Here is a 23,864-nt window from a genome sequence, read left to right as displayed (position 1 = left end):
GCATCCGTGCTCCGCTTCCGCCCCTTAGGCCCGAATGACCTCGCCGAATCGCTCGCGATCGAGCGCGAGGCCTTTGCGCGCGCCAACGAGGCCGACCTGGTGCAACGCCTGCGCGACGAGGGTAATAGCGCGTTGGAATGGGTCGCGGAAGCAAACGGGGCGCTGGTGGCACACGTGCTGTATTCCCCCGTGCGCATCGAGCATGGCGACGATGGCCGCGTATTGGGGCTGGCGCCAGTTGGCGTGCGGCCGGCCCACCAGCGACAAGGCATTGGCGACGCGCTGATCCGCCAGTCGCTGGACGCACTGCGCGCGGCGAGCCGGGCCCGTGCCGTGGTGTTACTGGGCGACCCGGCCTATTACACGCGCTTTGGCTTCGTGCCTGCCTCGCGCCGCGGCTTGCACGACATCTATGGCGGCGGCGACGCTTTCATGGCCCTGGCCCTGCAGCCCGCTGGGCTGGAGGGTTACCGGGGCCGCGTCGATTACGCCCCCGCTTTTGACCTGCTTTCGGAGTAATCCATGACACGCATCGTGCTGGCCAGCAGCAACCCCGGCAAACTCGCCGAGTTCAATGACTTGCTGGCCGACAGCGGCCTGAGCTTCGTCCCGCAGTCGGCGTACGATGTGGAGGACGTGGAAGAAACCGGTCTAACTTTCGTGGAAAACGCCCTGCTCAAGGCGCGCCACGCCTCGCGCATCAGCGGCCTGCCCGCGCTAGCGGATGATTCGGGCCTGTGCGTGGAATACCTGCGCGGCGCTCCCGGCCTCTACTCGGCCCGCTACAGCGGCGGCCACGGCGACAACGTCGCCAACAACGCCAAGCTGCTGCGCGAGTTGGAAGGAGTGCCCGCCGAACAGCGCGGCGCTTTCTTCTTCTGCGCGCTGGTGTTACTGCAGCACCCCGACGACCCGGCACCCGTCATTGCCGAAGGCCGCTGGCATGGCCAGGTGCTCACCGAAACGCGCGGCACACACGGTTTCGGCTACGACCCGCTGTTCCTGCCTGATGGCGAAACGGCCAGCGCAGCCGAGTTGCCGCCCGGCCTGAAGCATCGCGTGAGCCATCGTGGCCGCGCGTTGGCGCAGTTGCGCGCGAGCCTGTCCACCCCACACGTGTAACGCATGACCTTGATCGCGCCCCCGCTGTCGCTGTACGTCCACATGCCGTGGTGCGTGAAGAAGTGCCCGTACTGCGACTTCAACTCGCACGGTGTGAAGGGCGAACCACCGCCGTACGAGACCTATGTGGACGCACTGCTGGCCGACCTGGATGCGGACCTGCGCGATTTCGGCGCGGCCGCGCAAAGTCGCCCGATCCACAGCGTGTTCTTCGGTGGTGGCACGCCCAGCCTGTTCACGCCCGAGCAGATCGCGCGGTTCCTGGACGGCGTACGAGAGCGACTGCCGCTGCCGGAAGGCACCGAAGTCACCCTGGAGACTAATCCGGGCACGGTAGAGCATGGCCGTTTCGATGGCTATCTGGCCGCCGGCGTGAATCGCCTGTCGTTCGGCATCCAGAGCTTTGATGACGACAAGCTGCGCCGGCTGGGGCGCATCCATTCCGCCGCCGAGGCCGAGGCCGCGGTGAAGTCAGCCCAAGATGCCGGCTACGCCAACATCAACCTCGACCTCATGTACGCCCTGCCCCAGCAGACGCTGGAAGGCGCCCTGGCGGACGTAGCGCGCGCCGTGGCGCTTGGCCCCACGCATATCTCCCATTACCAGCTTACGCTGGAGCCCAACACGGCGTTTGCAGCCAACCCGCCGCCGCTGCCCGACGACGATCATGCATGGGCCATGCAGGAAGCCTGCGAGGCTCGGCTGGCCGAGGCTGGCTACGCCCAGTACGAAGTGTCCGCCTATGCACGGCCCGACCGCCGCTGCGCGCACAACCTCAATTACTGGCGCTTTGGCGATTACCTCGGCATCGGCGCCGGCGCGCACGGCAAGCTCACGGACGTGACCACCGGCCAGGTGCTGCGCCGCTGGAAAACGCGCCACCCCAAGGCCTACCTCGCCGCCCCCGGCGAGGCTGGCCGCATCGGCGGCAACAACGCGGTGACCGCGGACGAGCTGCCGTTCGAGTACATGCTCAATGCCCTGCGCCTGATCGACGGTGTGCCGGCGAATGATTTTGCGGAACGTACCGGCCTGCCGGCCGAGCGCATTGCGCCGGCCCTTGCGGCTGCCCGCCAACGCGGGTGGCTGAGCGACGACCCCACTCGCCTGCACACCACACCGCTGGGCCAGCGCTTCCTCAACGACGTGATCGGCGCCTTCCTAGGCGACTGAGCCGCTTATTTGTGATCTGGTGCCGGCTCCACCATTCGGTCGATGGCGGCGCCATCGGGGGCGCCCTACACTGAGTCCAATTCCGGGGGGAACTCACAAGGTCTGTCATGGATGTCGAACAGCAGGGTCGACGTCAGTCATTTGCATTCGAACGGGACGCCCGCCCCGATCATCCCGGCTGGGCGCCTCGTGCACGCCGCCTGATCGAAGAAGCCCACGCCCTGTGCGCCAGTTGGCTGGAGGCACCGCTGCGCATGTGCCTGGGCGACGTGGAACAGCGCTTGTACGGCCTGGCCGAGCGCTCGCGCAACCCGATGGAGCAACAGCAGTACCTGGTTAGCCGCCAACTGCTGCAACAGCACCGCCCCGCCCTGGAACGCCGCTTCCTGGAAGGCGTGCGTCAGCAGTTCAGCAAACTCGGCACCATCGAGGAGACCGAGGAAGACGGCAGTGCCCCGCGACGCCCGCTGGAACTGCTCGACCAGACCGAGCACGAGCAGATCGTGGCGCTGGACAAACTGGTCGCCCGCGGCGAAGGCCGCCACGCCAACGCACTGTTCGAACTGGGCTATCGCCTCGCCGTGCTGGTGGCGTTGCCCCCGGTGGAAGGTGGCAACCTGCCGCTGGGCCCGCAGTCGCTGGCCCAGGCATTCCATCGGGCCGGTGACGATATCGACCTGCCATTGGAACACCGCCTGCTGCTGTTGCAGGGCTTCGACACGTACGTGGTGCAAGCGTTAGCGTCGCTCTACGACACCGTCAACGAACATCTGCGCAGCGACGGCATCCTGCCGCAGTTGCGTGCTTTTCCCGTGCCGCCACGTGCTCCCGCCGAGCGCGCGACACGCGGCGCTACCGAAAATCCCGTTGCAGCCGAACGCCCAGCCATCGGCGAACGCGCCGCAGCTGCGCCGCCAGCAGTGGGCACCGCACCGCGTAGCGACAACATCGCGGTGCTGGACAACCTGCGCGAAATGCTTGCCCAGCACCGAGCCAGCCAGAGCAGCCTGAACTATCAGCAGGGCGGCCGTGCGGCCTCGCCCGAAGAACTGCAACTGGCCCTGGACGCGCTGCAACTGCACGTGAGCGACGTCGCCGACCAAGCCCGACGCGAACTGCTCAGCGCCCAAGCCCTTCGCGAAGAATTGATCGGTCAGCTCAACGCGGGCAAGCCGGCTGGCAGTAGTCGCACGCATCTCACCGAGGAACAAGGCGACACAGTGGAACTCGTCGCCATGCTATTTGAGCAACTGGGCGGCCAATTGCAGCGTCACGGCAACGCCCACTCGTTACTGGGTGACTTGCAGCTGCCACTGTTGCGCATGGCCGTGGCCGACCAGGGCTTCTTCAATCACCAGGAGCACCCCGCGCGCAAGCTGCTGGGCATGGTCACCGAAGCCGCCAACGACTGGCTCGATGGCCCTGAGGGCGACGGCGACCGCAGCCTGGCCGCCAAGTTGAACCAACTCGTGGACCGCGCCCGCCGCGAACCACCCAGCACAGGCCTCTACACCAGCCTTTTGGCGGATATCGAACACCACCTGGGCCTGCTCAACCGCAAGGCGCAGATCGCCGAGCGTCGCCAGGTGGAAGCTATGCAGGGCCGCGAACGGCTGGAGCAGGCGCGCCATCGCGCCGCCTCGCTCATGACCGAACGTTTCGAGCGCAGCAACCCACGCGGCCTGCTGCGCACCCTACTGGAACGCGCGTGGTCCGACGTGCTGGCGCTTACCCTGCTGCGGCATGGCGAGGACAGCGAAGCGTTCACGCAGCGCCTGCGCATCACCGACCAGTTGCTCGGCCAGCAACCGGTGCACGACCGTCACCTGCTTCAGGCCGAAGTGGAGTCGGGCCTGCAGCAGATCGGCATGCATGCGGAGGAGGCCATCCAGGTCGCCCAGCGCCTGCTCGGCACGCCGGCCAGCACGCCCGCCACCGGCGAAACGGCCACGACCACCGAACTAGCGCTCAAGCTCAAACAGCACCAGCGACTGGGCGAACACGTGGCTCCCGAGGCGCCGACACCTACGCCCGCCCCGCCACTGCCCAAGCCCGACTCGCAGGAACAGCGCATTCACCAGCGGCTGCGGCAATTGCCGTTTGGCGCCTGGTTCGAGTTCATCGACCCCAGCAACGGCCATGTCACGGCGCGCAAGCTGGCCTGGTACTCGCCGGTTTCGGGCAATAGCCTGTTCGTCAGCCGGCGCGGCTTGCGCGGTGAGGAAATGACCCTGCAGCAACTGGCGCATGAGATGGCCATGGGCCGCGTACGCGAAATGCCGCCGATGCGCGAGAGCCTGCTCGACCGCGCCTGGCATGCGCTCACCAGCCACCTGCGTGGCGGCCGCGCACAGGCAGGGAACGGAGCATGACCACCGTGAGCGAAAACATCGCCTCCATCGACCAGCGACGCGCCCTGCGCAAGCGCGCCAATTTCACCGCGGTGGTCACCGACGTGATCAGCGGCCAGCCGATGGGCCATCTGGGCAACTTGTCGACCACCGGCATGCTGCTGATCAGCACCCACGCGCCACGCAGCGCCGCCATTTATCAGGTGCGCCTGTCGCTGCCCTCGCCCGGCCGTCTGCCGCAGACCATCGAGGTGGGCATTCAGGAGCAATGGCACGAACATGCCGCCAGCCCGGGACAAGTGTGGGCCGGCTATCGCATCGTGGCCATCGACGAGGCCGACGCCTCCCTATTGGGCGCATGGCTGGACCAGCCCGGCGCCTGAGAGCCTGGCAGCGCGAGCCCGCGCGCGCCATCATGTAGGGCCATTCCCCCGCGCCCGATTCGCCGCGGGCGCATCAGGAGTTGTCATGCACGATCGTCTCGCCCCGCTCTATCCCCAGCATCTGGCCACGCTACGCGCACACGCCGACAAAGCGCTCGCGCTGGGCGGGTTCGACCACCTGGTGATTGCCGCCGGCCTGCCGCTGCGCAAATTCCTCGACGATCAGGATTACCCCTTCGTCACCAACCCGCATTTCCGTCACTGGCTGCCGCTGGCCGACGCGCCGGGTAGCTGGATCGTCTACACGCCGGGCAAAAAGCCCAAGCTCATCTTCCTGCAACCGAAGGATTACTGGCACGTGGTGCCGGCCGCGCCAAGTGGTTACTGGGTAGAACACTTCGACATCGTCATCGTGCGCAATGCCACGGACGCCGTGGCCGAGCTCCCGGCCGCCACAACGCGCCGCGCCATCATCGGCCCCGAGTGCCCCGCCGTGCCCGGCGCGGACGCCAACAACCCGCAGGCCGTGCTGGATGTCCTGCACTGGCATCGTTCGTACAAGACGCCGTACGAATTGGAACTGATGCGCGAAGCCAGCCGCATCGGTGCACGTGCGCACCGCGCCGCCGAGCAGGCCTTCCGCGCCGGTGAAAGTGAGTTCGGCATCCACATGGCCTACCTCGCCGCCGCGGGCCAGATCGACGCCGAGTTGCCCTACGCGAGCATCGTGGGCCTCAACGAACACGGCGCCGTGTTGCACTACACGCACTTCGACCGCACCCCGCCGGCGCAGAGCCGCTCGTTCCTGATCGACGCCGGCGCCAGCGCAGCGGGTTACGCCAGCGACATCACGCGCACGTATGCCGCCACTGGCCACAGCGAATTCCAGGCGCTGATCGACAGCGTGGACGCCGCGCAGCGTGATTTCGCCGCGCGCGTGCGCCCAGGCCAGAGCTATCCGGACCTGCACATTCACGCCCACCATGTATTGGCCGGTGTGCTGCGCGAGCATGGTGTTATCCGCATGGATGCCGAGCGTGCCGTGGCCACCGGCGTCACCGCTGCGTTCTTCCCGCACGGCCTGGGGCACCCGATCGGCCTGCAGGTGCATGACGTGGCGGGTTTCCAAAAGAACGAACTAGGCGGAAACATCGCACGCCCCTCCGGCCACCCTTACCTGCGCATGACCCGCACGCTGGAGCCGGGCATGGTGGTGACGATCGAACCGGGTTTGTACTTCATCGACATGCTGCTGGACGAACTGCGCGCCAAGCCCGAGGCCACCGACATCGACTGGAAGAAGGTCGATAGCTTCCGCCCGTACGGCGGCATCCGCATCGAGGACGATGTGGTGTGCACGCATGACGCGCCCGAGAACCTCACCCGCGACGCCTTCGCCGCACTCTGATCGCGCAGACCCCACGCGTCGCCCGTCTGATGCGTGGCGGCGCACACGGGTCAGGGCGAATCCGCCGCTTCCGGCAACACCAGTCGGAAGCCAGCGCACCACACGCCTGATGGGCAGCCGCAAGCGCTGCGCGTAGCACACCCTGACAACACGGCCACTGCGGCCCGCTGTCGCTGCGACATCACCCCGCACGACAACTTCACATAGGTTGCGTATGCTCCCCCACAATACGTTCAGGGGGCGCTTACGCATGGCCATACCAACCACGGAACCGATGACTTCCGGCGCCATCGACGCCGACGCTCCACGACCCAGGTTGCGCCGTCTTGCCCGCGAACTCATCGTGCTGGTCATCGCCAAGATCGTGCTGCTCACCTTGATCTGGTGGATCGCTATGGCGCCTTACGCGCGCCCTGACACGCGTCCCGCCGCCATGCAGCAACTGCTGGCACCCGCTAACGCTTCTTCCTCCCCGCATACGGACAGCCCATGATCATCGACTCCGATGTCGTCACGCTCTCACGTCTGCAGTTCGCGCTGACTGCGCTCTATCACTTCCTGTTCGTACCGCTCACCTTGGGCATCGTATGGATTCTCGCCATCATGGAGAGCGTCTATGTGATGACCGGGCGCGAAGTCTGGAAGCGCATGGTGCAGTTCTGGGGCGTGCTGTTTGGCATCAACTTCGCCATGGGCGTCGCCACCGGCGTCACCATGGAGTTCCAGTTCGGCATGAACTGGGCGTATTACGCGCACTACGTTGGCGACGTGTTCGGCACGCCGCTCGCCATTGAGGGCCTGATGGCCTTCTTCCTCGAAGGCACCCTGGTCGGCCTGTTCTTCATGGGCTGGAAGCGCATGTCGCGCGTGTCGCACTTGCTGGTCACCTGGTTCCTCGCGCTGGGCACCAACCTCTCCGCGCTGTGGATCCTCATCGCCAACGGCTGGATGCAGAACCCGGTGGGTTCGGCGTTCAACGTGGAGACCATGCGCATGGAGGTCACCTCGTTCACCGAGGTGATGTTCAACCCCGTCGCGCAAGCCAAGTTCGTGCACACGGTGAGCGCCGGTTACGTGGTGGGCTCGATGTTCGTGCTCTCCATCAGCGCTTGGTACTTGCTGCGCAATCGCAACGTGGATTTCGCCAAGCGCTCGATGACCGTGGCCGCCAGCTTCGGCCTCGCCGCCGCGTTGTCCGTCGTGGTGCTGGGTGACGAGTCGGGCTACGCGGTTTCGGAAAACCAGAAGATGAAGATGGCCGCCATCGAGGCCATGTGGGAAACCGAACCGGCACCGGCTGCCTTTACCCTGTTCGGCGTGCCCGACGTGGAAAACCACACCACGCACTACGCCGTACGTATTCCCTGGATGATGGGCCTGATCGGCACGCGCTCGGTGGACAAGCCGATTCCGGGCATCGCCAACCTGGTGGAAGACACCAAGGGCCGCATCAGCAACGGCATCCTCGCCTATGACGCCATGCTGGCGCTGCGCGACGACAAGAACAATCCGCAGGCCAAGGCCACGCTGGCCGAGCACGACAAGGACATGGGCTACGCGCTGCTGCTCAAGCGCTTCATGGACGATCCGCGCCACGCCACGCCGGCCGACATCCAGAAGGCCGCCGACAGCACCATCCCCAATGTGCCGGTGCTGTTCTGGTCGTTCCGCATCATGGTCGCCTGCGGCTTCTACTTCATCGCACTGTTCGGCTTCACCTTCTGGCAGGCCAGCAAGCGCCAGTTGGAGAAGCGTCGCTGGCTGCTCCGGCTCGCCCTGTGGAGCCTGCCGCTGCCGTGGCTTGCCGCGGAACTGGGCTGGATCGTGGCCGAGTACGGCCGCCAGCCCTGGGCCATCGAAGGTGTGCTGCCAACCGCCCTGGGCGTGTCCAGCGTAACGGCAGGCCAGGTGTGGACCTCGCTGGGTGGCTTCGTGCTGTTCTACAGCGTGCTGGCGATCATCGACGCCGTGCTGATGGTGAAGTACGCCCGCAAGGGTCCGGATGGCCTGGGCCTGTGGCCGCCGGCCGAACCGTCGCCCTCCGCCGCCACCGCACCGGCACACGCCTGAGGAGACCGCCATGTTCGACTATGAATCGCTACGCGTGATCTGGTGGGCACTGCTCGGCATCTTGCTGATCGGCTTTGCCATCATGGATGGCTTCGACTTCGGCATTGCCGCGCTGCTGCGCATCCTGGGCCGCACCGAGGACGAACGCCTGGTGCTGCTGGAAACCATCGAGCCCACCTGGGAAGGCAACCAGGTGTGGTTCATCCTGGGCGGCGGCGCCGCCTTCGCCGCGTGGCCGCAGCTCTATGCGGTGTCTTTCTCCGGCATGTACCTGGCGATCTTCCTGGTGCTGCTGGCTTTCATCCTGCGGCCGGTGGGCTTCAACTTCCGCGGCAAGGTGCACGACGCGCGCTGGCGTGGCCTGTGGGATGGCGTGCTGATCGCCTCGGGCATCGTGGTGATGCTGATTTCGGGTGTGGCCTTCGGCAACCTGTTTCTGGGCTTGCCGTTCCAGTTCGACAACGACCTGCGCATGACTTGGCACGGCAGCTTCTTCGAACTGCTGCACCCGTTTGCGCTGATGGCCGGCCTGGTGTCGCTCACCATGCTGCTCGCCCACGGCGCCTGCTGGGCGGCCTACAAGGCCGACCACGTGATCGCTGATCGCGCCGCGCGCATCGCCCGCTGGGCCACCCTGGCCTACGTGATGTGCTACGTGGCCGCAGGTATCTGGCTCGCCTACGGCATGCCGGGTTTCTCCATCTCGGGCCCGGTGGTGACCGATGGCATGTCCAACCCGTTGCACAAAGAGGTCGTGCACGGTGGCACGTGGTTCGCCAGCTATATGCAGTACCCGGCCTTCTGGGCAGCACCGGTGCTCGGTTTCTTGGGCGCCATCGGCATTCAGCTGAGCGCGGGCAAGAAAGGCCTCGCCTGCTTCATCTGGAGCAGCCTGATGGTGGCAGGCACGATTCTCTCCGCCGGCTTCGCGCTGTTCCCGTTCCTGCTGCCCTCGCGCCTAGACCCGCGCTCCAGCCTGACCGTGTGGGACGCCTCCTCCAGCCAGGGCACGCTGGGCCTCATGCTGGCAATGGCGGTGATCTTCATGCCCATCATCATCATCTACACCAGCTGGGTGTACCGCGTAGTGCGCGGTCGCGTGACGCTGGATCACGTGCGCCAGTCCGGCCACACCTACTGAGAGAGGAACGACGCCATGTGGTATTTCTCCTGGATCCTCGGCCTCGGCCTGGCTTGCGCATTCGGCATCCTCAACGCGATGTGGTACGAGGTACACGCGACGGACGAGGCGCATCGGCGCAAGGAGCCGCGGCCGCCGGCGGGGCATTGATGGCCTAGCTCGGCACGCATGAGAAGAAGCCTCGGGGGTGGTGCGTGGTTGGCGCCATCTGCCGGGGCTTTTTTTGGGTGGATGTTGTGGTGGAGGCGTGCTGGATCTGGCTCACGCGCCCCTACAACGTCGTCCTAGCGAACCCCCAAAAGGGGGCAGGTGCTGGGACCCAGTGACTTTCGCATTTGACTCAGCGCCACGGCGACCTGGCTCACCTGCGACCGAAGGGAGTCCCCGTGGGACCGCGGGCTTCCGACCGCCTGCCGGAGGCCGGGTCACTTTCTCTTGCTTGCCAGGCAAGAGAAAGTAACCCGACCTTCGCACAAAGGACGATCCCGTACGCGACAACAGCGCGCCAAACCATCAAGCTGCGACCGCACGCTCACAGCCAACCACGAAAAAGCGCGCCTCAGCGCGCCCCCAGCAACGCCTCGATGTCATCGGCATCCTTCGGCACTCCCGCCGTCAACACCTCATGACCATCGCGCGTCACCGCCACATCGTCCTCGATGCGGATACCAATACCCCGCCAGCGCTCCGCCACGCTCATGTCGCCCGGCGACACGTAAATGCCCGGCTCCACCGTCACCACCATGCCCGGCTCCAGCAGTCGCGGCTCGCCGTCCACGCGGTAATCACCCACGTCGTGCACGTCCAGGCCCAGCCAATGACCGGTCTTGGCGGGGAAGAAACGCTTGTAGCTGCCTTCGGCAATCGCCGTGTCGGCATCGCCCTTGAGCAGGCCGAGGGCGCAAAGGCCTTCGGCAATCACGCGTACGGCAGAGGCATGCGCGGCGCCGAAATCGCGACCCGGCAACACCTCGTCGATGGCGGCGAGTTGCGCGGCGTGCACCACTTCGTAAAGCGCGCGCTGTTCGCGACTGTAGCGACCGCTGATGGGAAAGGTGCGGGTGATGTCGGAGGCGTAGCAATCCACCTCGGCGCCGGCGTCCACCAACAGTAGATCACCATCTCGCAGCACGGCGCGGTTGGCGGTGTAGTGCATCACGCAGGCGTTGCTGCCGCTGGCGACGATGGGCGGGAACGCCGGCACCGCGCCGCGTCGACGCATCAGGCTCACGACTTCCGCTTCCACCTCGTACTCATGGCGACCGACACGCGCCGCATGCATGGCGGCGAGATGGGCGTCGGCGGCGATGGCGGCGGAGGCACGCATCAGCTTCAGTTCGCCGCGTGACTTGTACAGGCGCAGGTCGTGCAGCAAATGCCCCAGCGCCACGAATTCCTTGGGCACCACGCCGCCGCCGCGCAGCTGGCGCAGGCGACGCATCCAGCCAAGCAACTGCGCGTCGAACTCCGGTTCGCGGCCAAAGTGGCAGTACACGCGTGCCCGCCCTTCGATCATGCCCGGCAGGATGTCGTCGATGTCATCGATGGGGAATGCATCGTCCATGCCGTGCACGCTGACCGCGCGATCGGTGCCGATGGATTCGCCGTGCCAGCGCTCGTGTTCTTCGTCGCGCTCGCGGCAAAAGAGCACCGCCTCGCCGTGCTTGCGTCCAGGCAGCAAGGCCAGCACCGCCTCGGGCTCGGGAAAGCCCGAGAGGTAATGCAGATCCGAATCCTGCCGGTACGGCCAGTTGGCATCGGCGTTGCGCACGCGCTCGGGCGCGGCGGCAATCAGGAGCACCGCATCGTCGCCCGCCATGCGCATGAGCTGGCGGCGGCGACGGGCGAATTCCTCGGGGGAAATGCTCAATGCACGGTGTCGCTGTTGGCAGCCGGGCGGCGACCGCATTCGGCGAACAGCAGCATGGAACCCATGCGCACGAATTCATGCACTTCGATCAGCGCATCTTCGTCTTCCGCTTCGTCGCCGAAATCGAACGAAGAGGCGGCGATGGTGCCCAGGTCGCGCAGGATCTCCTGCGCCTCTTCGGTCAGCTTGCCGTGCGCCTGGGCGCCGGCCAGGCCAAACCCTCCCAGGAAGCCGCGGCACCAGTCGACCAGGGCATCGGCGCGCTCGGGCAGCGGGCGGTCGTCGGCCGGCAGCAGCGGCTCGAAACCCAGTTCGGGGTCAGCCAGTTCGGCACGGGTCTGCTCGACCAGGTCGTCCAGGAAGCGCAGATCCTGCGGGGCGGGAACTTCCGTCTCGGCGTCCACATGCAGGGTCTGCAACAACGCGCCCTTGGCGATGTCACCACCACCGGCGAGGAACCCGCACAATGAACCGTGCAGTTCGCTGGATTGGGCACCCAACTGCAGACGGGTGACGGCATCGTCCAGTTCGTCGTAGCCGATCGTCGGATGGGTGGCCATGGCGGTGCTCCTTTCAAGTCAAGCCGCCAGTTTAATGCAGTGCCCTGTGAAACGCCGACCAGCCTGCTGTTTTCGGCGGACCTCCTGCTATAGTTTCGGGCATGAGCGCACCCGATTCCGTCAAGCCAGACCCCGTCAAGCAGGAGCTTGTCGCCCTCGGCGAGCAGGTGGACCGACTGCTGGAGATGGTGCGACGCCTCAACGAGGAAAATCGCAGCCTGCGCCATAGCCAGGAGCAACTGGCGACCGAGCGCGCGGGGCTGATGGCACGCAACGAGCAGGCGCGCAGCCGCGTTGAGGCAATGATCCAGCGACTGAAGGCGCTCGAAAACAATGGCTGAGAGCAACACGACTCCCCCCGCCAACGAACCGGTGGCCCTGCGCCTGGTGGAGCGCGAGTTTCTGATCGCCTGCGCGCCAGACGAACGCGAGGGGCTGCTCGAATCGGCCGCCTTTCTCGATCGCAAGATGCGCGAGCTGCGAGCCAACGCCAAGGCGCCGGGTTTCGACCGCCTGGCGGTACTGGCCGCCATCAGCATCACCCACGAGTACCTGGCGCTACGCAAGCAGCACACCGGCTCTGACCAGGGCGTGAGCGAAGGTTTGGCTGCCTTGCGTCGCAAGCTTGAAGCGGCACTGGACGCCCACATAAAATAGTCACGGCGTTTTCTGCGGTGTGCGCCAGCACACTCTTACATTTGCCTTGTTCCTAAATACGGCCCCGGGTCGGCTTTTCATCGGTTGTTGTGCATGTCCGCCACGTGCGGAAAGCCTTGAGACCATGTCGCCCTCCCACCTGATCCATCGTGGATCAAGGTCGTTTGGTGGGCAGCGGCATCGCGGTTAACGCCACCTCTTACCCTCATACGGCGCCTCACGGCGCCGTATGTCCAAGGGCCCCTCGCCAAACGCCTGGGGGCGCCCCACCAGCAGGAGACGCGAACGTGGACGCCATCGCCCAGCGACGCGAACGACGCCGGCAACTGGCCGAGCAACGACGCGCACTGACGCCCGCCCAACGCATCGCCGCGGCCCAGGGCCTGCGCCGCAGCCTGGAGCAGTTGCCCGAATACCTCACCGACGCACGCGTGGCTGGTTACTGGGCCTGCGACGGCGAGCTGCCGCTGAACCTGGTGATTCCGCCGCTGGCCAGCCGCGGCCAACAGTTCCTGCTGCCGGTGATCGGCCCCGAGCACCGCCTGCGCTTTGCGCCCTGGCAGTCGGGCGAAGCGGTGCAGCCCAATCGCTACGGCATTCCCGAACCGGCCGAGCCCGTGGAATTGCTGGAGCCTTTCCAGCTCGACCTGGTGCTAGTGCCCTTGCTGGGCTTTGATCGCAAAGGCAACCGACTGGGCATGGGCGCCGGCTATTACGACCGCGCTTTCGCCTTTCTCAACGAGCAGGTGCGCCCCACCGAGCCGCTGCTGGTGGGCATTGCCTACGATTTTCAGGAGCTGCCCAGCGTTGATGAGGAAGCATGGGACGTACCACTGGATTTCATCGCCACCGATCGTGAATTGATCGACTGCCACGCCACCGGCGAAGACGGAGCCGCTCACGCATGAGCAAGACACCCCAATACTGGCTCATGAAATCCGAGCCGGACGCCTTTTCCATCGACGACCTCAAGCGCAAGGGTCAGGAGCCTTGGGACGGTGTACGCAACTACCAGGCGCGCAACTTCATGCGCGACGGCATGCGCGTGGGTGACAAGGTGTTCTTCTATCACTCCAACTGCGACGAACCCGGCATTGTGGGCATCGCCGAGGTAGCCACCGACGCCTACCCCGACCCCAGCCAGTTCGACCCCAAAAGCAACTATTTCGACGCCGCCAGCTCGCGCGACAACCCGCGCTGGATGCTGGTGGAGGTCAAGTTCGTCAAAAAGCTCAAGCACACCATTACGCTCAAGGCGTTGCAGGCCGAGCCTGCGTTGGCTGAGATGCCGCTGGTGCGCAAGGGCAACCGGTTATCGGTCATGCCGGTGGGCGCTGCCGAATGGCGCCACATTCTGACGATGGAATAAGCCTCACTCACTTACCGGGACGCACCCATGAGCAACGTCAACGAGAAACGCCTGGCCGGCGAAGCCGCCATCCGCTACGTGGAGGACGGGGCCATTGTCGGCGTCGGCACCGGCTCCACCGTGGCCTACTTCATCGACGCGCTGGCCGATCTGAAGGATCGCATCCAAGGCGCGGTGTCCAGCTCTGAGCAATCCACCGCGCACCTCAAGCGCCTGGGTATTCCCGTGCTCGACCTCAACGCCACCGGACCGCTCTCGCTGTACGTGGACGGCGCGGACGAGTGCGACCCGCACAAGCGCCTGATCAAGGGCGGCGGCGCCGCGCTCACGCGCGAGAAGATCGTGGCCGAGGCCAGCGAGAAGTTCGTGTGCATCATCGATTCCAGCAAGTTGGTCAACCTGCTGGGCAAGTTCCCGCTGCCGATCGAGGTGATCCCGATGGCACGCAGCCTGGTGGGTCGCGAGATCGTCAAGCGCGGCGGCAACCCGGTGTGGCGCGATGGCGTGGTCACCGACAACGGCAACTGGATCATCGATGTGCACGGTTGGCAGATCGCCGACCCGGTGGCACTGGAAAGCGATCTCAACCAGATTCCGGGCATCGTTACCGTCGGTTTGTTCGCGCGTCGCGCGGCGGATGTGGTGCTGGTGGGCGACAAAGTGATCTAATTCGCTCTACGTTTTGCCCACTGCCAAGAAAGAACGCCTCCCGGTTACCCGGGAGGCGTTTTTGTTTTCACCTTACGCTACGCGGTTATGGCCAGGCGTTGACCAGATTGGCCGCGTTGACCGTGCCGATGCCGGTTGAGAAATCCCAGCCGGTGCTCGTGCCATAGGCCTTGGCATAGCTGGTGTTCGACGTGGACAGCACGCCATTGGTGCCCGACGGGCGATAGCAGTTGTGCGTGCCGGTACAGTTCACGTCCATGTCGCCCTGTGTCACGTCATAGAAGACGCAGGTGCTGCCAGCCGCATTGCCGTTGCTGGAGTTGCACGAGCTATTGCCACTGCTGCCGTACTCCGTCTTCGCCAGCGAATACAGCGTCGGATTCGGGTTACCCACGCTAGCGCCGATCTTCTGGTTCACCAGCGCCTGGATGCCCGCCATGATCGGCGAAGAGAACGAGGTGCCACCGGCACCCGCCCACGCACTGGGCGCACCCGTGCAGGCCACGCCACCGCCCGCCGTGTTGCTGTAGCAATAGACGTAGTAGTGACCCCACACACCATTCGCCGCGAACAGCGAGATGTCCGGAATGTCACGCACGCCGTCGGCCGGATTGCCCAGGAAGCCCGACTGCCACGACGGCTTTGCCGTGCCTTTGCAGGTGCCGCTCACCACGCCCGTCGTGCTGGCCTTGCCACTGGCGCAGCCGCTGGGGCCGCCGCTGCCTGACGCGGTAGTCAGGTAGTAGGCCTTGCCGGTAGCGCTATTGCAGAAGCCGCTCGTGCCATAAGGCGTGCTGTAGCCGCTCTTGGTGGAGATCAGCACACTGGCGCACGAGTCGTTCCAGGGAATTTCCGGGATATACGACAATGCCGAGCCATAGGTGGAGCCGTTGGTGGAGCTCCAGTACGTGCTGTTGCTGCCCGCATAGGTATCACCAAAGTCCGTGCCACCCACGGCCACGTTGTACGGTGTGGAAGCAAAGCCGCTCACACCGATGCCATGCGTGGATTTTGTCTGGTTGGCATCGCAACTGGCCGCACCTTCGTCGCCCGAAGACACGTACACCGACACGCCTTCCGCCGCGGCTTGTTGATAGGTGGAGATGTACGCCGCGTTCGCGGTGGCGCCATTCTCCGCCTCGCACTCGCCGTAACTCACGCTCATGATCGCCGGCGGCGTGCCGCTGGCATTGATCAGGTTCTGGATGGCGATAAGCCCGCCGAACGTGGTGGAGGTGTCCTTGCAGGAGGCCAGCTCCAACGCGGCACCGGGCGCAGCAGCACCCGCCCACTCCACATCCAGCTCTGCCTCGCCATCGTTGCCAGTCACTACACCCGGGTTGGTACAGCCACCCGGATGCACCTGGGTAAAGGTGCCGGCCGGCAGACCAAACGTCGAGCGGAACGTGGTGATATCGGTCGTCGAATACACATTGGTGTCTTCGATCAACACGATGGTTTGTCCAGCGCCATTGATGCCGGCACTGAACAGCGGCGAGAAGTTGTAGATCTTCGCCAGATCGGCCGGAACCACCGCCTGGTAAGTGCTGCCACTACTGGTAAAGGTGTAGTCACCGTGAGGCTTCATGTTGGTATGCGGACGGAAGTCATGCAACGACACGACGCCATCCACCACCGAGGCGAAGGCCGCCGGAATCTGCGGCTCGCTCATGTTGGCGATATGCGGGGCATTGCCCACGCTCAGATGATGGATCTCCGTGTTGAAGGCGCCGCGTACCTGGCCAGCGGTGCCGGAGAAGTCGATCATCATGCCACTGGGGTACACGCGGTTGACGGTAAAGCCGTGAGATTTCAGCCAGCCGGTGATCGCATCGATATCCAACTGCGACGGCCCATACTGCTGACCAAACTGCTCGGCGGTGAGCCACTTGCGATAGTTCGACGAACCTGGGGTTTGCTGCTCCTGCATGAGCTTCTGCAGCGCCGCTTCGCGATCGGCTGGTCGCTTGAGCAGCAGTTGCAGATGCTCCAGCGACTGACTATCGGCGACAGCACCGCGATCATTTGCGCTGGTGGCAAACGGCGATACGTTGCCCTCCAGCGCTACGCGATCATTGTCGTTCACCGCTCGAGTTACCAGCGGCGTTGACAACACACCGATGGTGGCGGCGCCCGCCTGGGCGGCGAAGGCTGCACCCATGCCAGCAACGAGCAGCGTCGCCAGCGATTTTGCGGTCATCCGACCGCTCTCCGTAGTGAATCTCACGTTGACTCCTCCCAATCGAAGTATCGAAAAGGACATCGGGTGTCACGCACCTCACTCCCCCCAGCGCGAATCCGCACCTGGGCGAGACCCAAAGCCAACTCAGTACGTCGCTCTTGGGGTATCCCAAATTCCGCCATTACGTCATCCACCCACTCCTCGATTCCAGGGGTGTTTCGACGGGCCAGGTCACGGCGCGCATCCGCGAGGTCAAGATCAATCTGCTCAAGATCAGCGGCGAGCATATTCCAGCCCTCGACCGCGTGGGCGTAGACCGGTCGACCCGCCGGGGTTGCGATATGACGCTGCCTGTCGTTCTCAATGACGCGGAGGAGCTCGCGTCGGAGGATGCTCTGTAGATCAACCATAGAGGAGAGTGAAACCATCAACCGTACAAACTTGCGGTCGAGCATCCTAGCGAGGTATTGCGCCTCGCGATAGTCAGTGGTGCCCAGCGGCAAACTGATCTCCAAGCGCGAGCCAGGGATACGTCGCCGATAGAAAAAGCGCTGCCGCTTGAGGGTGATGTGGGAACGTTGTGGGAACAATGTGGGAACACCGTCGTCATTCGACCGGCTTCCCGCCGGCCTCGGGACGAGCCCCGTATGCCTTGAGACCCTTATGCAGAGCCAAAAACAAAAAGGCCCCGCCGAAGCGGAGCCTTGATGTGGCTGGGAGACTAGGATTCGAACCTAGATAAACGGAGTCAGAGTCCGTTGTCCTACCGTTAGACGATCTCCCAATACCCTGCTGAGCGGTGCGCTCTGACTTGATGCACCGGCCAGTCGAAGCGCGATTAGCGCTTCGAGAACTGGGTAGCGCGGCGGGCCTTGTGCAGACCGACCTTCTTGCGCTCGACCTCGCGGGCGTCGCGGGTCACGAAGCCGGCCTTACGCAGCGGCGACTTCAGGCTTTCGTCGTATTCGATCAGGGCGCGGGCGATGCCGAGACGGATCGCACCAGCCTGGCCGGTGATGCCGCCGCCAGCGACGGTGACCTTAACGTCGAACTTGTCGGTAGCTTCGATCAGTTCGAGCGGCTGACGCACGATCATGCGCGAGGTCTCACGACCGAAGAACTGGTCGAGGGTCTTGCCGTTGACCGTGATCTCGCCGGTGCCCTTGCGCAGGAACACGCGAGCGGCGGAGGTCTTGCGGCGGCCGGTGCCGTAATTCTGCTGGATCGCCATGATGATTCCTTAGATTTCCAGCGCCTGCGGCTGCTGAGCGGTATGCGGATGTTCGGCGCCGCCGTACACCTTGAGCTTGCGGTACATCGCGCGGCCGAGCGGATTCTTCGGCAGCATGCCCTTGACGGCGATTTCGATGACGCGCTCCGGGTGGGTCGCCAGGAGGTCCTTCAGACTGGTCGTCTTCAGGTTACCGACGTAGCCGGTGAAGCGGTGGTACATCTTGTCGTCCAGCTTGGCGCCGGTGACGGCCACCTTTTCTGCGTTGACCACGACGATATAATCGCCGGTATCGACGTGCGGGGTGAATTCCGGCTTGTGCTTGCCGCGCAGACGGCGGGCGATCTCGGTCGAGAGACGACCGAGCGTCTTATCGGTGGCGTCGATCACGAACCAATCGCGCTTGACGCTTTCCGGCTTGGCGCTGAACGTTTTCATTTCAGAATACCTGGGCTGCCGCCGCATGGGCGGTACACATAATCGGTGGAACAAAGGCGCGAGATGATAACGGAGTTTTCATCTATCGCGCAAGCCCACCGACCGGCGGGCTGCGAGCTGGCAATGATAGCATGATCATCATGGCCTTTGAAAAGCCCCCCCACACTCTAAAACAGACGATCGGCACGCTCGCCGACCAGTGCGTGCAATGCGGCCTGTGCTTGCCGGTATGCCCAACCTACGCCCTGGATGGCAACGAGGCTGAATCGCCACGCGGACGCATTGCCATTGCCGCTGCCCTGGCGCGAGGCGATGCCGAGCCCACGGCGGCCCTGCGACGCCATCTGGATCATTGCCTGGGCTGCCTCAACTGCCAGCGCGTGTGCCCGGCCAACGTAAAGTATGACGAGCTCTTAGTGCAGACACGCTCACTGGTCGGCCCGTCGCCAAACCGGCCACGCCTGCTACTGGACCTGTTGCGCCAGCCCACCCTGCTGCGGATGGCCGCCCGGCTAGGCGGCGCCACGGGCATGGTTCGCTGGAAACAACGATTGGCCGGGCGATTGCCCGTAGGCTCGGCCTGGCGGGCCGCGCTGCAAACCTGGGAAGCCCCTTCCCCGGTGTCATTGCCCGACGCGCCGGCGCCAGCTACGGATGCGCCACACGTAGCACTGTTCCCCGGCTGCGTAGCCAGCGTGGAGGACGCCGACGCAGAGCGCGCCGCCGTTACCCTGCTGCGGGCTGCGGGCTACCAGGTCACGCGCCTGCCTGCGTTCTGCTGTGGGGCGATGGACCTGCATGGTGGCGACATGACGATCGCCGAGCGTCTGGCCGAGCGCGTGCGCGAGAGCTGGCAGGCTTCGGGTGCGCAATCGCTGGTAAGCGTCACGCCCGGTTGCCTGGGCACGCTACGCCGCGCGCTGCCGGATACCGCCGTGCTCGATCCAGTGTCGCTGCTCGCCGAGCGGGCCGAACATCTGTCGTTCCGACCATTGTCTCGCCGCGTGGCGCTGCACTTACCCTGCACACAACTTAATGTGGCTCGCAGCGAGTCGGCCTTGCTCACCCTGCTGCGGCGGGTACCGGGCCTGGATGTCGCCACCGTGCCGCGCCCCCCGCACTGCTGCGGCGCCGCGGGCACCCATATGCTGGAGTTCCCCGAGCGCGCCGCTCGCTTGCGTGAGGGCGTGCTGGGACATATCGCCACCTTGGCGCCGGAGCAGTTGTTGTCGTCCAATATTGGATGTCGCCTGCATCTTGCCGCGGGCATGGATGCGCAAGGCCGACATTGGCCGCACCAGCACCCGCTGACTCTGCTGGCCGAGCAACTGGAGATTTCGCCATGAACGTTCGCACGCTTTCCCCGCTGGATCGGCTGCTGGCTGGTCTCGAACGTGCCCTGGAAACCGTGGCCGGCTCCCCGGAAGCAGGCCGCCCCTCGCCCGCCGACGCCTTTGACGAGGCGGACCTGGACGATGCTGAGCGCCGCCATGCCGCCGGCCTCATGCGTATCAACCACACAGGCGAGGTGTGCGCACAGGCACTGTACGATGGCCAGGCCTCACTGGCCCGCGACGAGGTGAACCGCCAACACCTGCTGCATGCAGCCGCCGAGGAAACCGACCACTTGGCTTGGTGCGCCGATCGCCTAAAGGAGTTGGATAGCCGCCCAAGCCTGCTCAACCCTCTGTGGTACGCCGGCAGCTACGCCATTGGCGCACTGGCCGCCCTGGCCGGCGACCCGATCAGCCTGGGCTTTGTGGTGGAAACCGAACGCCAGGTGGAGGCGCATCTGGAGGAGCACCTGGACAAGCTACCGCCGCAAGACGAGCGCTCGCGCGCGGTACTGGTGCAAATGCAGGCGGATGAGATTCGCCATGCGCACGATGCCCGCGAACGCGGCGGCGTGGAGCTGCCGTTCCCCATCCCGGGTCTGATGCACCTCAGCTCGATGGTGATGAAGACGGTGGCTTATCGGGTCTGAGACCAGCGCATGAGCGGGCCATTGGCACCCCCGCTTCGCAGACCGCGCACGGCGACGGCATCCATCCCAGTGCAAACGGCGCGTGGATGACAGCGAGCATGAGCACGGTGGCAGAGTTCAACCTTTTGCCACTACTCCAGGCCACGAAAGACACAGCGCAAAAAAAACCCGCCTTTCGGCGGGTTTTTCGTTACATCAGGTTGCGACCGTGGAACAGTTCCTCGATCTCGCGGCGCAGCAGCGACTCAATGCGCTGGCGCTCCTTGAAGGAGAGATCGTCGGCATGCGCCTCGAAGAGGTAGGTATCAAGGTCGAAGTCCTTGATGTGCATCTTCGTGTGGAACATGTTTTCCTGATACACGTTCACGTCGAACATTTCGTACTTCTGGCGAATGTGCTTGGCCAGGTAGTCCTGCACCGAATTGATCTTGTGATCGATGAAGTGCTTCTTGCCCTTCACGTCGCGGGTGAAACCACGCACACGGTAATCGGCGATGACGATGTCCGACTCGAAGCTATCGATCAGATAATTCAGGGCCTTGAGCGGCGAGATCACGCCGCAGGTGGCCACGTCGATGTCCGCGCGGAAGGTCGCAATACCATTGTGGGGGTGCGTTTCCGGGTAGGTGTGGACCGTGATGTGGCTCTTGTCCAGGTGCGCAACCACGGCATCGGAGATGGTGTCGCGGCCCAGCTTCTCCACCACCGGCTCCTCGGAAATGAGGATGGTGACCGAGGCGCCTTGCGGGTCGTAGTCCTGGCGTGCGATGTTGAGGATGTTGGCGCCGATGATCTCGGCCACATCCGTCAGGATCTGGGTCAGGCGGTCGGCGTCGTACTGCTCATCGATGTACTCGATGTAGCGCTGACGCTGCTCTTCGGACACCGCATAGCAGATGTCGTAGATGTTGAAGCTCAGGGCCTTGGTCAGGTTGTTGAAGCCCTGCAGGCGCAAACGGGGAAGGGGTTTCACCACTTTCGACTCTCCATGGCCGGGATGCACGGCCAGCAGTAGAGGCGGGTTAGCTACAAGGGTCCCCGCTAGATAATTCGACGTAGAGGCAGGAAGCTTCCACGACCCTTGTGACCGGATCGCGACAGGAGCGCGTCCGAAAGACCGTGAAGTATGCGGCAAAAAAAGGGAAAACTGAACCTTCGGCAGGTCAGATTAGTTTGCCATAATGCCTGGAGGGGGAAAGATTGGACCTACCGGAGGCGCCTCAGCGCCTCCGGAATGAATCTACGGGACTTATCGTGGCGCAACTCAAATATCAGCTACAGCAAGCATTTGAACGTTCCCAGGCACCGGCCAACTTTGCGCCAGACCCGGCCTCGATGGAGCGCTTCCTGGCGCTCTGCCACCGGCGCCGCTACCCGGGCAAGACGGCCATCATTCGTCCGGGGGACCCAGCTAACACCTTGTATTACATCGTGGACGGCTCTTTGGCCGTGTGCACGGAGGACGAACAAGGCCGCGAATTGATCCTGGCCTACCTGAGCCGGGGCCAGTTCATTGGCGAAATGGGGCTGTTCGTGGAGCAGGCCCAGCGCGAATCCATGGTGCGCACCCGGACCGCCTGTGAAATGGCCGAGATCAGCTACGAACGCCTGTTCCAGCTGATGGAGGGGCCGCTGCGTGAGGAATGTCCCAAAATTCTGTTCGCCATTGGCTCGCAGCTCACGCACCGCCTGTTGCGCACCTCACGCCAGGTCAGCCGCATGGCCTTCATGGATGTAACCAATCGCATCTCCAAGACCCTGCTGGACCTGTGCCAGGAACCGGACGCGATGACCCATCCGGATGGCACCCAGATCCGCATTTCCCGCCAGGAAGTGAGCCGCATCGTGGGCTGCTCGCGCGAAATGGTGGGCCGCGTGCTCAAGCAGTTGGAGGAGCAGCGCATGATCGACGTGGCCGGCAAGACGATCGTGGTGCGAGGCACCCGCTAACCCGCGTCAGCCAAGCCGTCGCTCCATCCAACGTCCCGGCCCAGCCGGGACGTTGTCGTTTGGGGCCGACTTAAGGAAGGTCTGCTTAAACGACCTGTTGCTCGTCATTCCTGCGAACCCCAAAAAGGGGGCAAGAGCAGGAGGGGCTTTTCAACAGCCGAAGGCTGGTCATCCAGTGCCCTTGCCTTCAAGCATTTGCAGACGCTGGATCCCACCTCTTGCCCCCTTTTTGGGGTTCGCTGGGATGACGATCAAAATCAGAGCATCCTTAACCTTGAGCCGCCCGCACCGTTTGCTTCTTTTCCGGCTGGTAGACCATGTAGACATCCGCCCGCTCGTAGTGCGAACCCGAGCGCGTGCCCGGCTGCATCGCAAAGCCGGCCTGCTCGTACATGCGCAGCGCCGTCTTGAGGCGGCTGTTGGATTCCAGGAACAGTTCCCGGCCGTCGCGGCGATGGAACTCCTCAATGGCCGCGGCCAACAGGCTGCGACCGGCGCCCATGCCGCGAAACGTTTCGTCCACGCCCATCTTGGAGAGCTCGTACACCCCGGGCGACTCCTGCAAGAGCGCGCAGGTGCCGATGACCTCGCCAGCCAGCCGGGCGAAGAAGATGGCGCCGCCAGGTGCCAGCACGTAGCGCTCCGGGTCGCCGAGCAATTCGCGGTCGATGTCCTCAATGCGGAAGTGCTTCTCCAGCCACTGCGCGTTGAGACGGTAGAAGTGATCCTTCAGCGCGGGCTCGTAGGGCACGATCTCCAGCGCTGCGGATACCAGCGACCCGTGCTCGGCCAGCATGGCGTCCACCACTGGCCGCTCCTCCAGTGCCCGCTCGGTGTCGGCAAGCGCCACCAACAGCGTTGCCAAGCCCTCTTCGCCCAGTGAGCGCTGGATGCCGCGGCGTACCGCCACCCAGATCGGCCCCAGCGCCGACAGCGCCGATCGGCCTTTCTCGGTGAGCACCAGCAGACTGCGCCGGCCATCCTGGGCGTCCTTCTTGCGCTGCACCAGGCCCGCGTCGACCAACTTGTCGGCCAACTGGCTCACGGCCGAATGGGTTTGGCCAATCGCGAAAGCAACGTCGCTCACGGTGGTTTCGCCGTGCTCCCACAGGAAGCGCAGCACCGGAAACCAGCGCGACTCCACTCCCGCGCCGCAGGAGCGATAGACCTCGTCCACCGCCGCGTAAAAGTGATCGCTGAGCGACTTGAGCCGGCTACCGAGGGCCAATTGAGCAAGCGATGGAAGATACATAAGTGAGCCCCCGAGCAATTATGTAAGAACTAACGTAAATCTCGCTCGGCATCG

The 23,864-nt window shown here is 64.6% G+C and carries 26 protein-coding genes, 1 tRNA gene and 1 other RNA gene; 19 read left to right on the top strand and 9 right to left on the bottom strand.

All coding sequences use genetic code 11. The annotated features are described in order from the left end of the window. The first annotated feature begins 6 nt into the window (after positions 1–6). The 10 genes from AC3G2C_RS04990 (at position 7) to cydX (ending at position 9,798) form a co-directional block, all read left to right on the top strand. Positions 7–519, top strand: a complete 513-nt coding sequence (locus AC3G2C_RS04990) for a GNAT family N-acetyltransferase (protein WP_488383511.1) — start codon at positions 7–9, stop codon at positions 517–519. A gap of 3 nt (positions 520–522) precedes the next feature. After that, entirely contained in the window at positions 523–1,122 is a 600-nt protein-coding gene (rdgB, locus tag AC3G2C_RS04985) for an RdgB/HAM1 family non-canonical purine NTP pyrophosphatase (RefSeq protein WP_488383510.1), read from the top strand. A gap of 3 nt (positions 1,123–1,125) precedes the next feature. Beyond that, positions 1,126–2,295, top strand: a complete 1,170-nt coding sequence (gene hemW / locus AC3G2C_RS04980) for a radical SAM family heme chaperone HemW (RefSeq protein WP_488383509.1) — start codon at positions 1,126–1,128, stop codon at positions 2,293–2,295. Positions 2,296–2,402: 107 nt separating this feature from the next. After that, positions 2,403–4,667, top strand: a complete 2,265-nt coding sequence (locus AC3G2C_RS04975; RefSeq protein WP_488383508.1) for a DUF1631 family protein — start codon at positions 2,403–2,405, stop codon at positions 4,665–4,667. After that, positions 4,664–5,029: a PilZ domain-containing protein gene (locus AC3G2C_RS04970; RefSeq protein ID WP_488383507.1), complete on the top strand. Its 366-nt coding sequence runs from the start codon at positions 4,664–4,666 to the stop codon at positions 5,027–5,029. The genes AC3G2C_RS04975 and AC3G2C_RS04970 overlap by 4 nt, the downstream gene beginning before the upstream one ends. A gap of 85 nt (positions 5,030–5,114) precedes the next feature. Further along, complete coding sequence (gene pepQ, locus AC3G2C_RS04965; RefSeq protein ID WP_488383506.1) at positions 5,115–6,437, top strand: Xaa-Pro dipeptidase; 1,323 nt, start codon at positions 5,115–5,117, stop codon at positions 6,435–6,437. A 250-nt stretch (positions 6,438–6,687) separates the two neighbouring features. Next, positions 6,688–6,930 carry a cytochrome oxidase putative small subunit CydP gene (gene cydP / locus AC3G2C_RS04960; protein WP_488383505.1) on the top strand — a complete coding sequence of 81 codons (243 nt, stop codon included), beginning with the start codon at positions 6,688–6,690 and terminating at the stop codon, positions 6,928–6,930. After that, complete coding sequence (locus AC3G2C_RS04955) at positions 6,930–8,507, top strand: cytochrome ubiquinol oxidase subunit I (RefSeq protein WP_488383764.1); 1,578 nt, start codon at positions 6,930–6,932, stop codon at positions 8,505–8,507. The genes cydP and AC3G2C_RS04955 overlap by 1 nt, the downstream gene beginning before the upstream one ends. 10 nt (positions 8,508–8,517) lie before the next feature. Continuing rightward, a complete protein-coding gene (gene cydB / locus AC3G2C_RS04950) occupies positions 8,518–9,648 on the top strand; it encodes a cytochrome d ubiquinol oxidase subunit II (RefSeq protein ID WP_488383504.1) in 1,131 nt (376 codons plus the stop codon). 15 nt (positions 9,649–9,663) lie between these two features. Next, the gene (gene cydX, locus AC3G2C_RS04945; protein WP_199100390.1) at positions 9,664–9,798 is read left to right on the top strand and encodes a cytochrome bd-I oxidase subunit CydX; all 135 of its coding nucleotides are present in this window, start codon (positions 9,664–9,666) and stop codon (positions 9,796–9,798) included. Positions 9,799–10,207: 409 nt separating this feature from the next. On the opposite strand, the gene AC3G2C_RS04940 is transcribed toward cydX, so the two are convergent. Both AC3G2C_RS04940 and AC3G2C_RS04935 read right to left on the bottom strand, forming a co-directional pair. Beyond that, positions 10,208–11,557: an aminopeptidase P N-terminal domain-containing protein gene (locus AC3G2C_RS04940; RefSeq protein WP_488383503.1), complete on the bottom strand. Its 1,350-nt coding sequence runs from the start codon at positions 11,555–11,557 to the stop codon at positions 10,208–10,210. Beyond that, positions 11,515–12,078, bottom strand: coding sequence for a UPF0149 family protein (locus tag AC3G2C_RS04935; RefSeq protein ID WP_488383502.1), 564 nt, complete (start codon positions 12,076–12,078; stop codon positions 11,515–11,517). Before AC3G2C_RS04935 ends, AC3G2C_RS04940 begins: the two co-directional genes overlap by 43 nt. A 101-nt stretch (positions 12,079–12,179) precedes the next feature. On the opposite strand from AC3G2C_RS04935, the gene AC3G2C_RS04930 reads away from it, so the two are divergent. The 6 genes from AC3G2C_RS04930 (at position 12,180) to rpiA (ending at position 14,773) form a co-directional block, all read left to right on the top strand. After that, positions 12,180–12,419, top strand: coding sequence for a TIGR02449 family protein (locus AC3G2C_RS04930; RefSeq protein ID WP_488383501.1), 240 nt, complete (start codon positions 12,180–12,182; stop codon positions 12,417–12,419). Further along, a complete protein-coding gene (locus AC3G2C_RS04925; RefSeq protein ID WP_488383500.1) occupies positions 12,412–12,735 on the top strand; it encodes a cell division protein ZapA in 324 nt (107 codons plus the stop codon). Before AC3G2C_RS04930 ends, AC3G2C_RS04925 begins: the two co-directional genes overlap by 8 nt. A gap of 6 nt (positions 12,736–12,741) precedes the next feature. Further along, positions 12,742–12,928, top strand: a non-coding RNA gene (gene ssrS, locus AC3G2C_RS04920) — 6S RNA. 94 nt (positions 12,929–13,022) lie between these two features. Then, positions 13,023–13,643 (top strand): 5-formyltetrahydrofolate cyclo-ligase, encoded by a 621-nt coding sequence (locus tag AC3G2C_RS04915; protein WP_488383499.1) that lies wholly within the window; start codon positions 13,023–13,025, stop codon positions 13,641–13,643. Continuing rightward, positions 13,640–14,104 (top strand): EVE domain-containing protein, encoded by a 465-nt coding sequence (locus AC3G2C_RS04910; RefSeq protein WP_488383498.1) that lies wholly within the window; start codon positions 13,640–13,642, stop codon positions 14,102–14,104. Before AC3G2C_RS04915 ends, AC3G2C_RS04910 begins: the two co-directional genes overlap by 4 nt. A gap of 27 nt (positions 14,105–14,131) precedes the next feature. After that, positions 14,132–14,773, top strand: coding sequence for a ribose-5-phosphate isomerase RpiA (rpiA, locus tag AC3G2C_RS04905; protein ID WP_488383497.1), 642 nt, complete (start codon positions 14,132–14,134; stop codon positions 14,771–14,773). An 85-nt stretch (positions 14,774–14,858) separates the two neighbouring features. Here rpiA and AC3G2C_RS04900 read toward each other — a convergent pair whose 3' ends face one another. From AC3G2C_RS04900 to rplM, 5 genes are all read right to left on the bottom strand, one after another. Continuing rightward, a complete protein-coding gene (locus tag AC3G2C_RS04900) occupies positions 14,859–16,973 on the bottom strand; it encodes a S53 family peptidase (RefSeq protein WP_488383496.1) in 2,115 nt (704 codons plus the stop codon). Positions 16,974–16,996: 23 nt separating this feature from the next. After that, on the bottom strand, positions 16,997–17,458 hold the full coding sequence (locus AC3G2C_RS04895; protein WP_488383495.1) for a hypothetical protein: 462 nt from the start codon (positions 17,456–17,458) through the stop codon (positions 16,997–16,999). 207 nt (positions 17,459–17,665) lie between these two features. Continuing rightward, positions 17,666–17,739 (bottom strand) — tRNA-Gln (locus AC3G2C_RS04890). Between the two features lie 54 nt (positions 17,740–17,793). Beyond that, the gene (gene rpsI / locus AC3G2C_RS04885; RefSeq protein ID WP_488383494.1) at positions 17,794–18,186 is read right to left on the bottom strand and encodes a 30S ribosomal protein S9; all 393 of its coding nucleotides are present in this window, start codon (positions 18,184–18,186) and stop codon (positions 17,794–17,796) included. Positions 18,187–18,195: 9 nt separating this feature from the next. After that, the gene (rplM, locus tag AC3G2C_RS04880; RefSeq protein WP_130619814.1) at positions 18,196–18,624 is read right to left on the bottom strand and encodes a 50S ribosomal protein L13; all 429 of its coding nucleotides are present in this window, start codon (positions 18,622–18,624) and stop codon (positions 18,196–18,198) included. 140 nt (positions 18,625–18,764) lie between these two features. On the opposite strand from rplM, the gene AC3G2C_RS04875 reads away from it, so the two are divergent. Both AC3G2C_RS04875 and coq7 read left to right on the top strand, forming a co-directional pair. Then, positions 18,765–19,970 (top strand): (Fe-S)-binding protein, encoded by a 1,206-nt coding sequence (locus AC3G2C_RS04875; RefSeq protein ID WP_488383493.1) that lies wholly within the window; start codon positions 18,765–18,767, stop codon positions 19,968–19,970. After that, on the top strand, positions 19,967–20,608 hold the full coding sequence (gene coq7, locus AC3G2C_RS04870; protein ID WP_488383492.1) for a 2-polyprenyl-3-methyl-6-methoxy-1,4-benzoquinone monooxygenase: 642 nt from the start codon (positions 19,967–19,969) through the stop codon (positions 20,606–20,608). The genes AC3G2C_RS04875 and coq7 overlap by 4 nt, the downstream gene beginning before the upstream one ends. A 190-nt stretch (positions 20,609–20,798) precedes the next feature. Here the strand turns inward: coq7 and speD are convergent, their stop codons facing one another. Next, positions 20,799–21,584, bottom strand: a complete 786-nt coding sequence (gene speD / locus AC3G2C_RS04865) for an adenosylmethionine decarboxylase (RefSeq protein WP_019465856.1) — start codon at positions 21,582–21,584, stop codon at positions 20,799–20,801. Between the two features lie 278 nt (positions 21,585–21,862). On the opposite strand from speD, the gene crp reads away from it, so the two are divergent. Further along, a complete protein-coding gene (gene crp, locus AC3G2C_RS04860) occupies positions 21,863–22,558 on the top strand; it encodes a cAMP-activated global transcriptional regulator CRP (protein ID WP_038623363.1) in 696 nt (231 codons plus the stop codon). A gap of 268 nt (positions 22,559–22,826) precedes the next feature. On the opposite strand, the gene AC3G2C_RS04855 is transcribed toward crp, so the two are convergent. Further along, a complete protein-coding gene (locus tag AC3G2C_RS04855; protein ID WP_488383491.1) occupies positions 22,827–23,810 on the bottom strand; it encodes a bifunctional helix-turn-helix transcriptional regulator/GNAT family N-acetyltransferase in 984 nt (327 codons plus the stop codon). Positions 23,811–23,864: the final 54 nt, after the last annotated feature.

The organism is Frateuria sp. sgz306004 (assembly GCF_057750885.1).
The sequence above is the reverse complement of the archived record's forward strand: the minus strand, read 5'-3'. Positions and strand labels throughout refer to the sequence as shown.

Excerpts from the sequence above, each read along its gene's own strand:
- rdgB (WP_488383510.1), top strand. The coding sequence starts at position 523 with ATGACACGCATCGTGCTGGCCAGCAGCAACCCCGGCAAACTCGCCGAG.
- hemW (WP_488383509.1), top strand. The coding sequence starts at position 1,126 with ATGACCTTGATCGCGCCCCCGCTGTCGCTGTACGTCCACATGCCGTGG.
- AC3G2C_RS04975 (WP_488383508.1), top strand. The coding sequence starts at position 2,403 with ATGGATGTCGAACAGCAGGGTCGACGTCAGTCATTTGCATTCGAACGG.
- AC3G2C_RS04970 (WP_488383507.1), top strand. The coding sequence starts at position 4,664 with ATGACCACCGTGAGCGAAAACATCGCCTCCATCGACCAGCGACGCGCC.
- pepQ (WP_488383506.1), top strand. The coding sequence starts at position 5,115 with ATGCACGATCGTCTCGCCCCGCTCTATCCCCAGCATCTGGCCACGCTA.
- cydP (WP_488383505.1), top strand. The coding sequence starts at position 6,688 with ATGGCCATACCAACCACGGAACCGATGACTTCCGGCGCCATCGACGCC.
- cydB (WP_488383504.1), top strand. The coding sequence starts at position 8,518 with ATGTTCGACTATGAATCGCTACGCGTGATCTGGTGGGCACTGCTCGGC.
- cydX (WP_199100390.1), top strand. The coding sequence starts at position 9,664 with ATGTGGTATTTCTCCTGGATCCTCGGCCTCGGCCTGGCTTGCGCATTC.
- AC3G2C_RS04940 (WP_488383503.1), bottom strand. The coding sequence starts at position 11,557 with ATGCGGTCGCCGCCCGGCTGCCAACAGCGACACCGTGCATTGAGCATT.
- AC3G2C_RS04935 (WP_488383502.1), bottom strand. The coding sequence starts at position 12,078 with ATGGCCACCCATCCGACGATCGGCTACGACGAACTGGACGATGCCGTC.
- AC3G2C_RS04930 (WP_488383501.1), top strand. The coding sequence starts at position 12,180 with ATGAGCGCACCCGATTCCGTCAAGCCAGACCCCGTCAAGCAGGAGCTT.
- AC3G2C_RS04925 (WP_488383500.1), top strand. The coding sequence starts at position 12,412 with ATGGCTGAGAGCAACACGACTCCCCCCGCCAACGAACCGGTGGCCCTG.
- AC3G2C_RS04910 (WP_488383498.1), top strand. The coding sequence starts at position 13,640 with ATGAGCAAGACACCCCAATACTGGCTCATGAAATCCGAGCCGGACGCC.
- rpiA (WP_488383497.1), top strand. The coding sequence starts at position 14,132 with ATGAGCAACGTCAACGAGAAACGCCTGGCCGGCGAAGCCGCCATCCGC.
- AC3G2C_RS04900 (WP_488383496.1), bottom strand. The coding sequence starts at position 16,973 with ATGACCGCAAAATCGCTGGCGACGCTGCTCGTTGCTGGCATGGGTGCA.
- rpsI (WP_488383494.1), bottom strand. The coding sequence starts at position 18,186 with ATGGCGATCCAGCAGAATTACGGCACCGGCCGCCGCAAGACCTCCGCC.
- rplM (WP_130619814.1), bottom strand. The coding sequence starts at position 18,624 with ATGAAAACGTTCAGCGCCAAGCCGGAAAGCGTCAAGCGCGATTGGTTC.
- AC3G2C_RS04875 (WP_488383493.1), top strand. The coding sequence starts at position 18,765 with ATGGCCTTTGAAAAGCCCCCCCACACTCTAAAACAGACGATCGGCACG.
- coq7 (WP_488383492.1), top strand. The coding sequence starts at position 19,967 with ATGAACGTTCGCACGCTTTCCCCGCTGGATCGGCTGCTGGCTGGTCTC.
- AC3G2C_RS04855 (WP_488383491.1), bottom strand. The coding sequence starts at position 23,810 with ATGTATCTTCCATCGCTTGCTCAATTGGCCCTCGGTAGCCGGCTCAAG.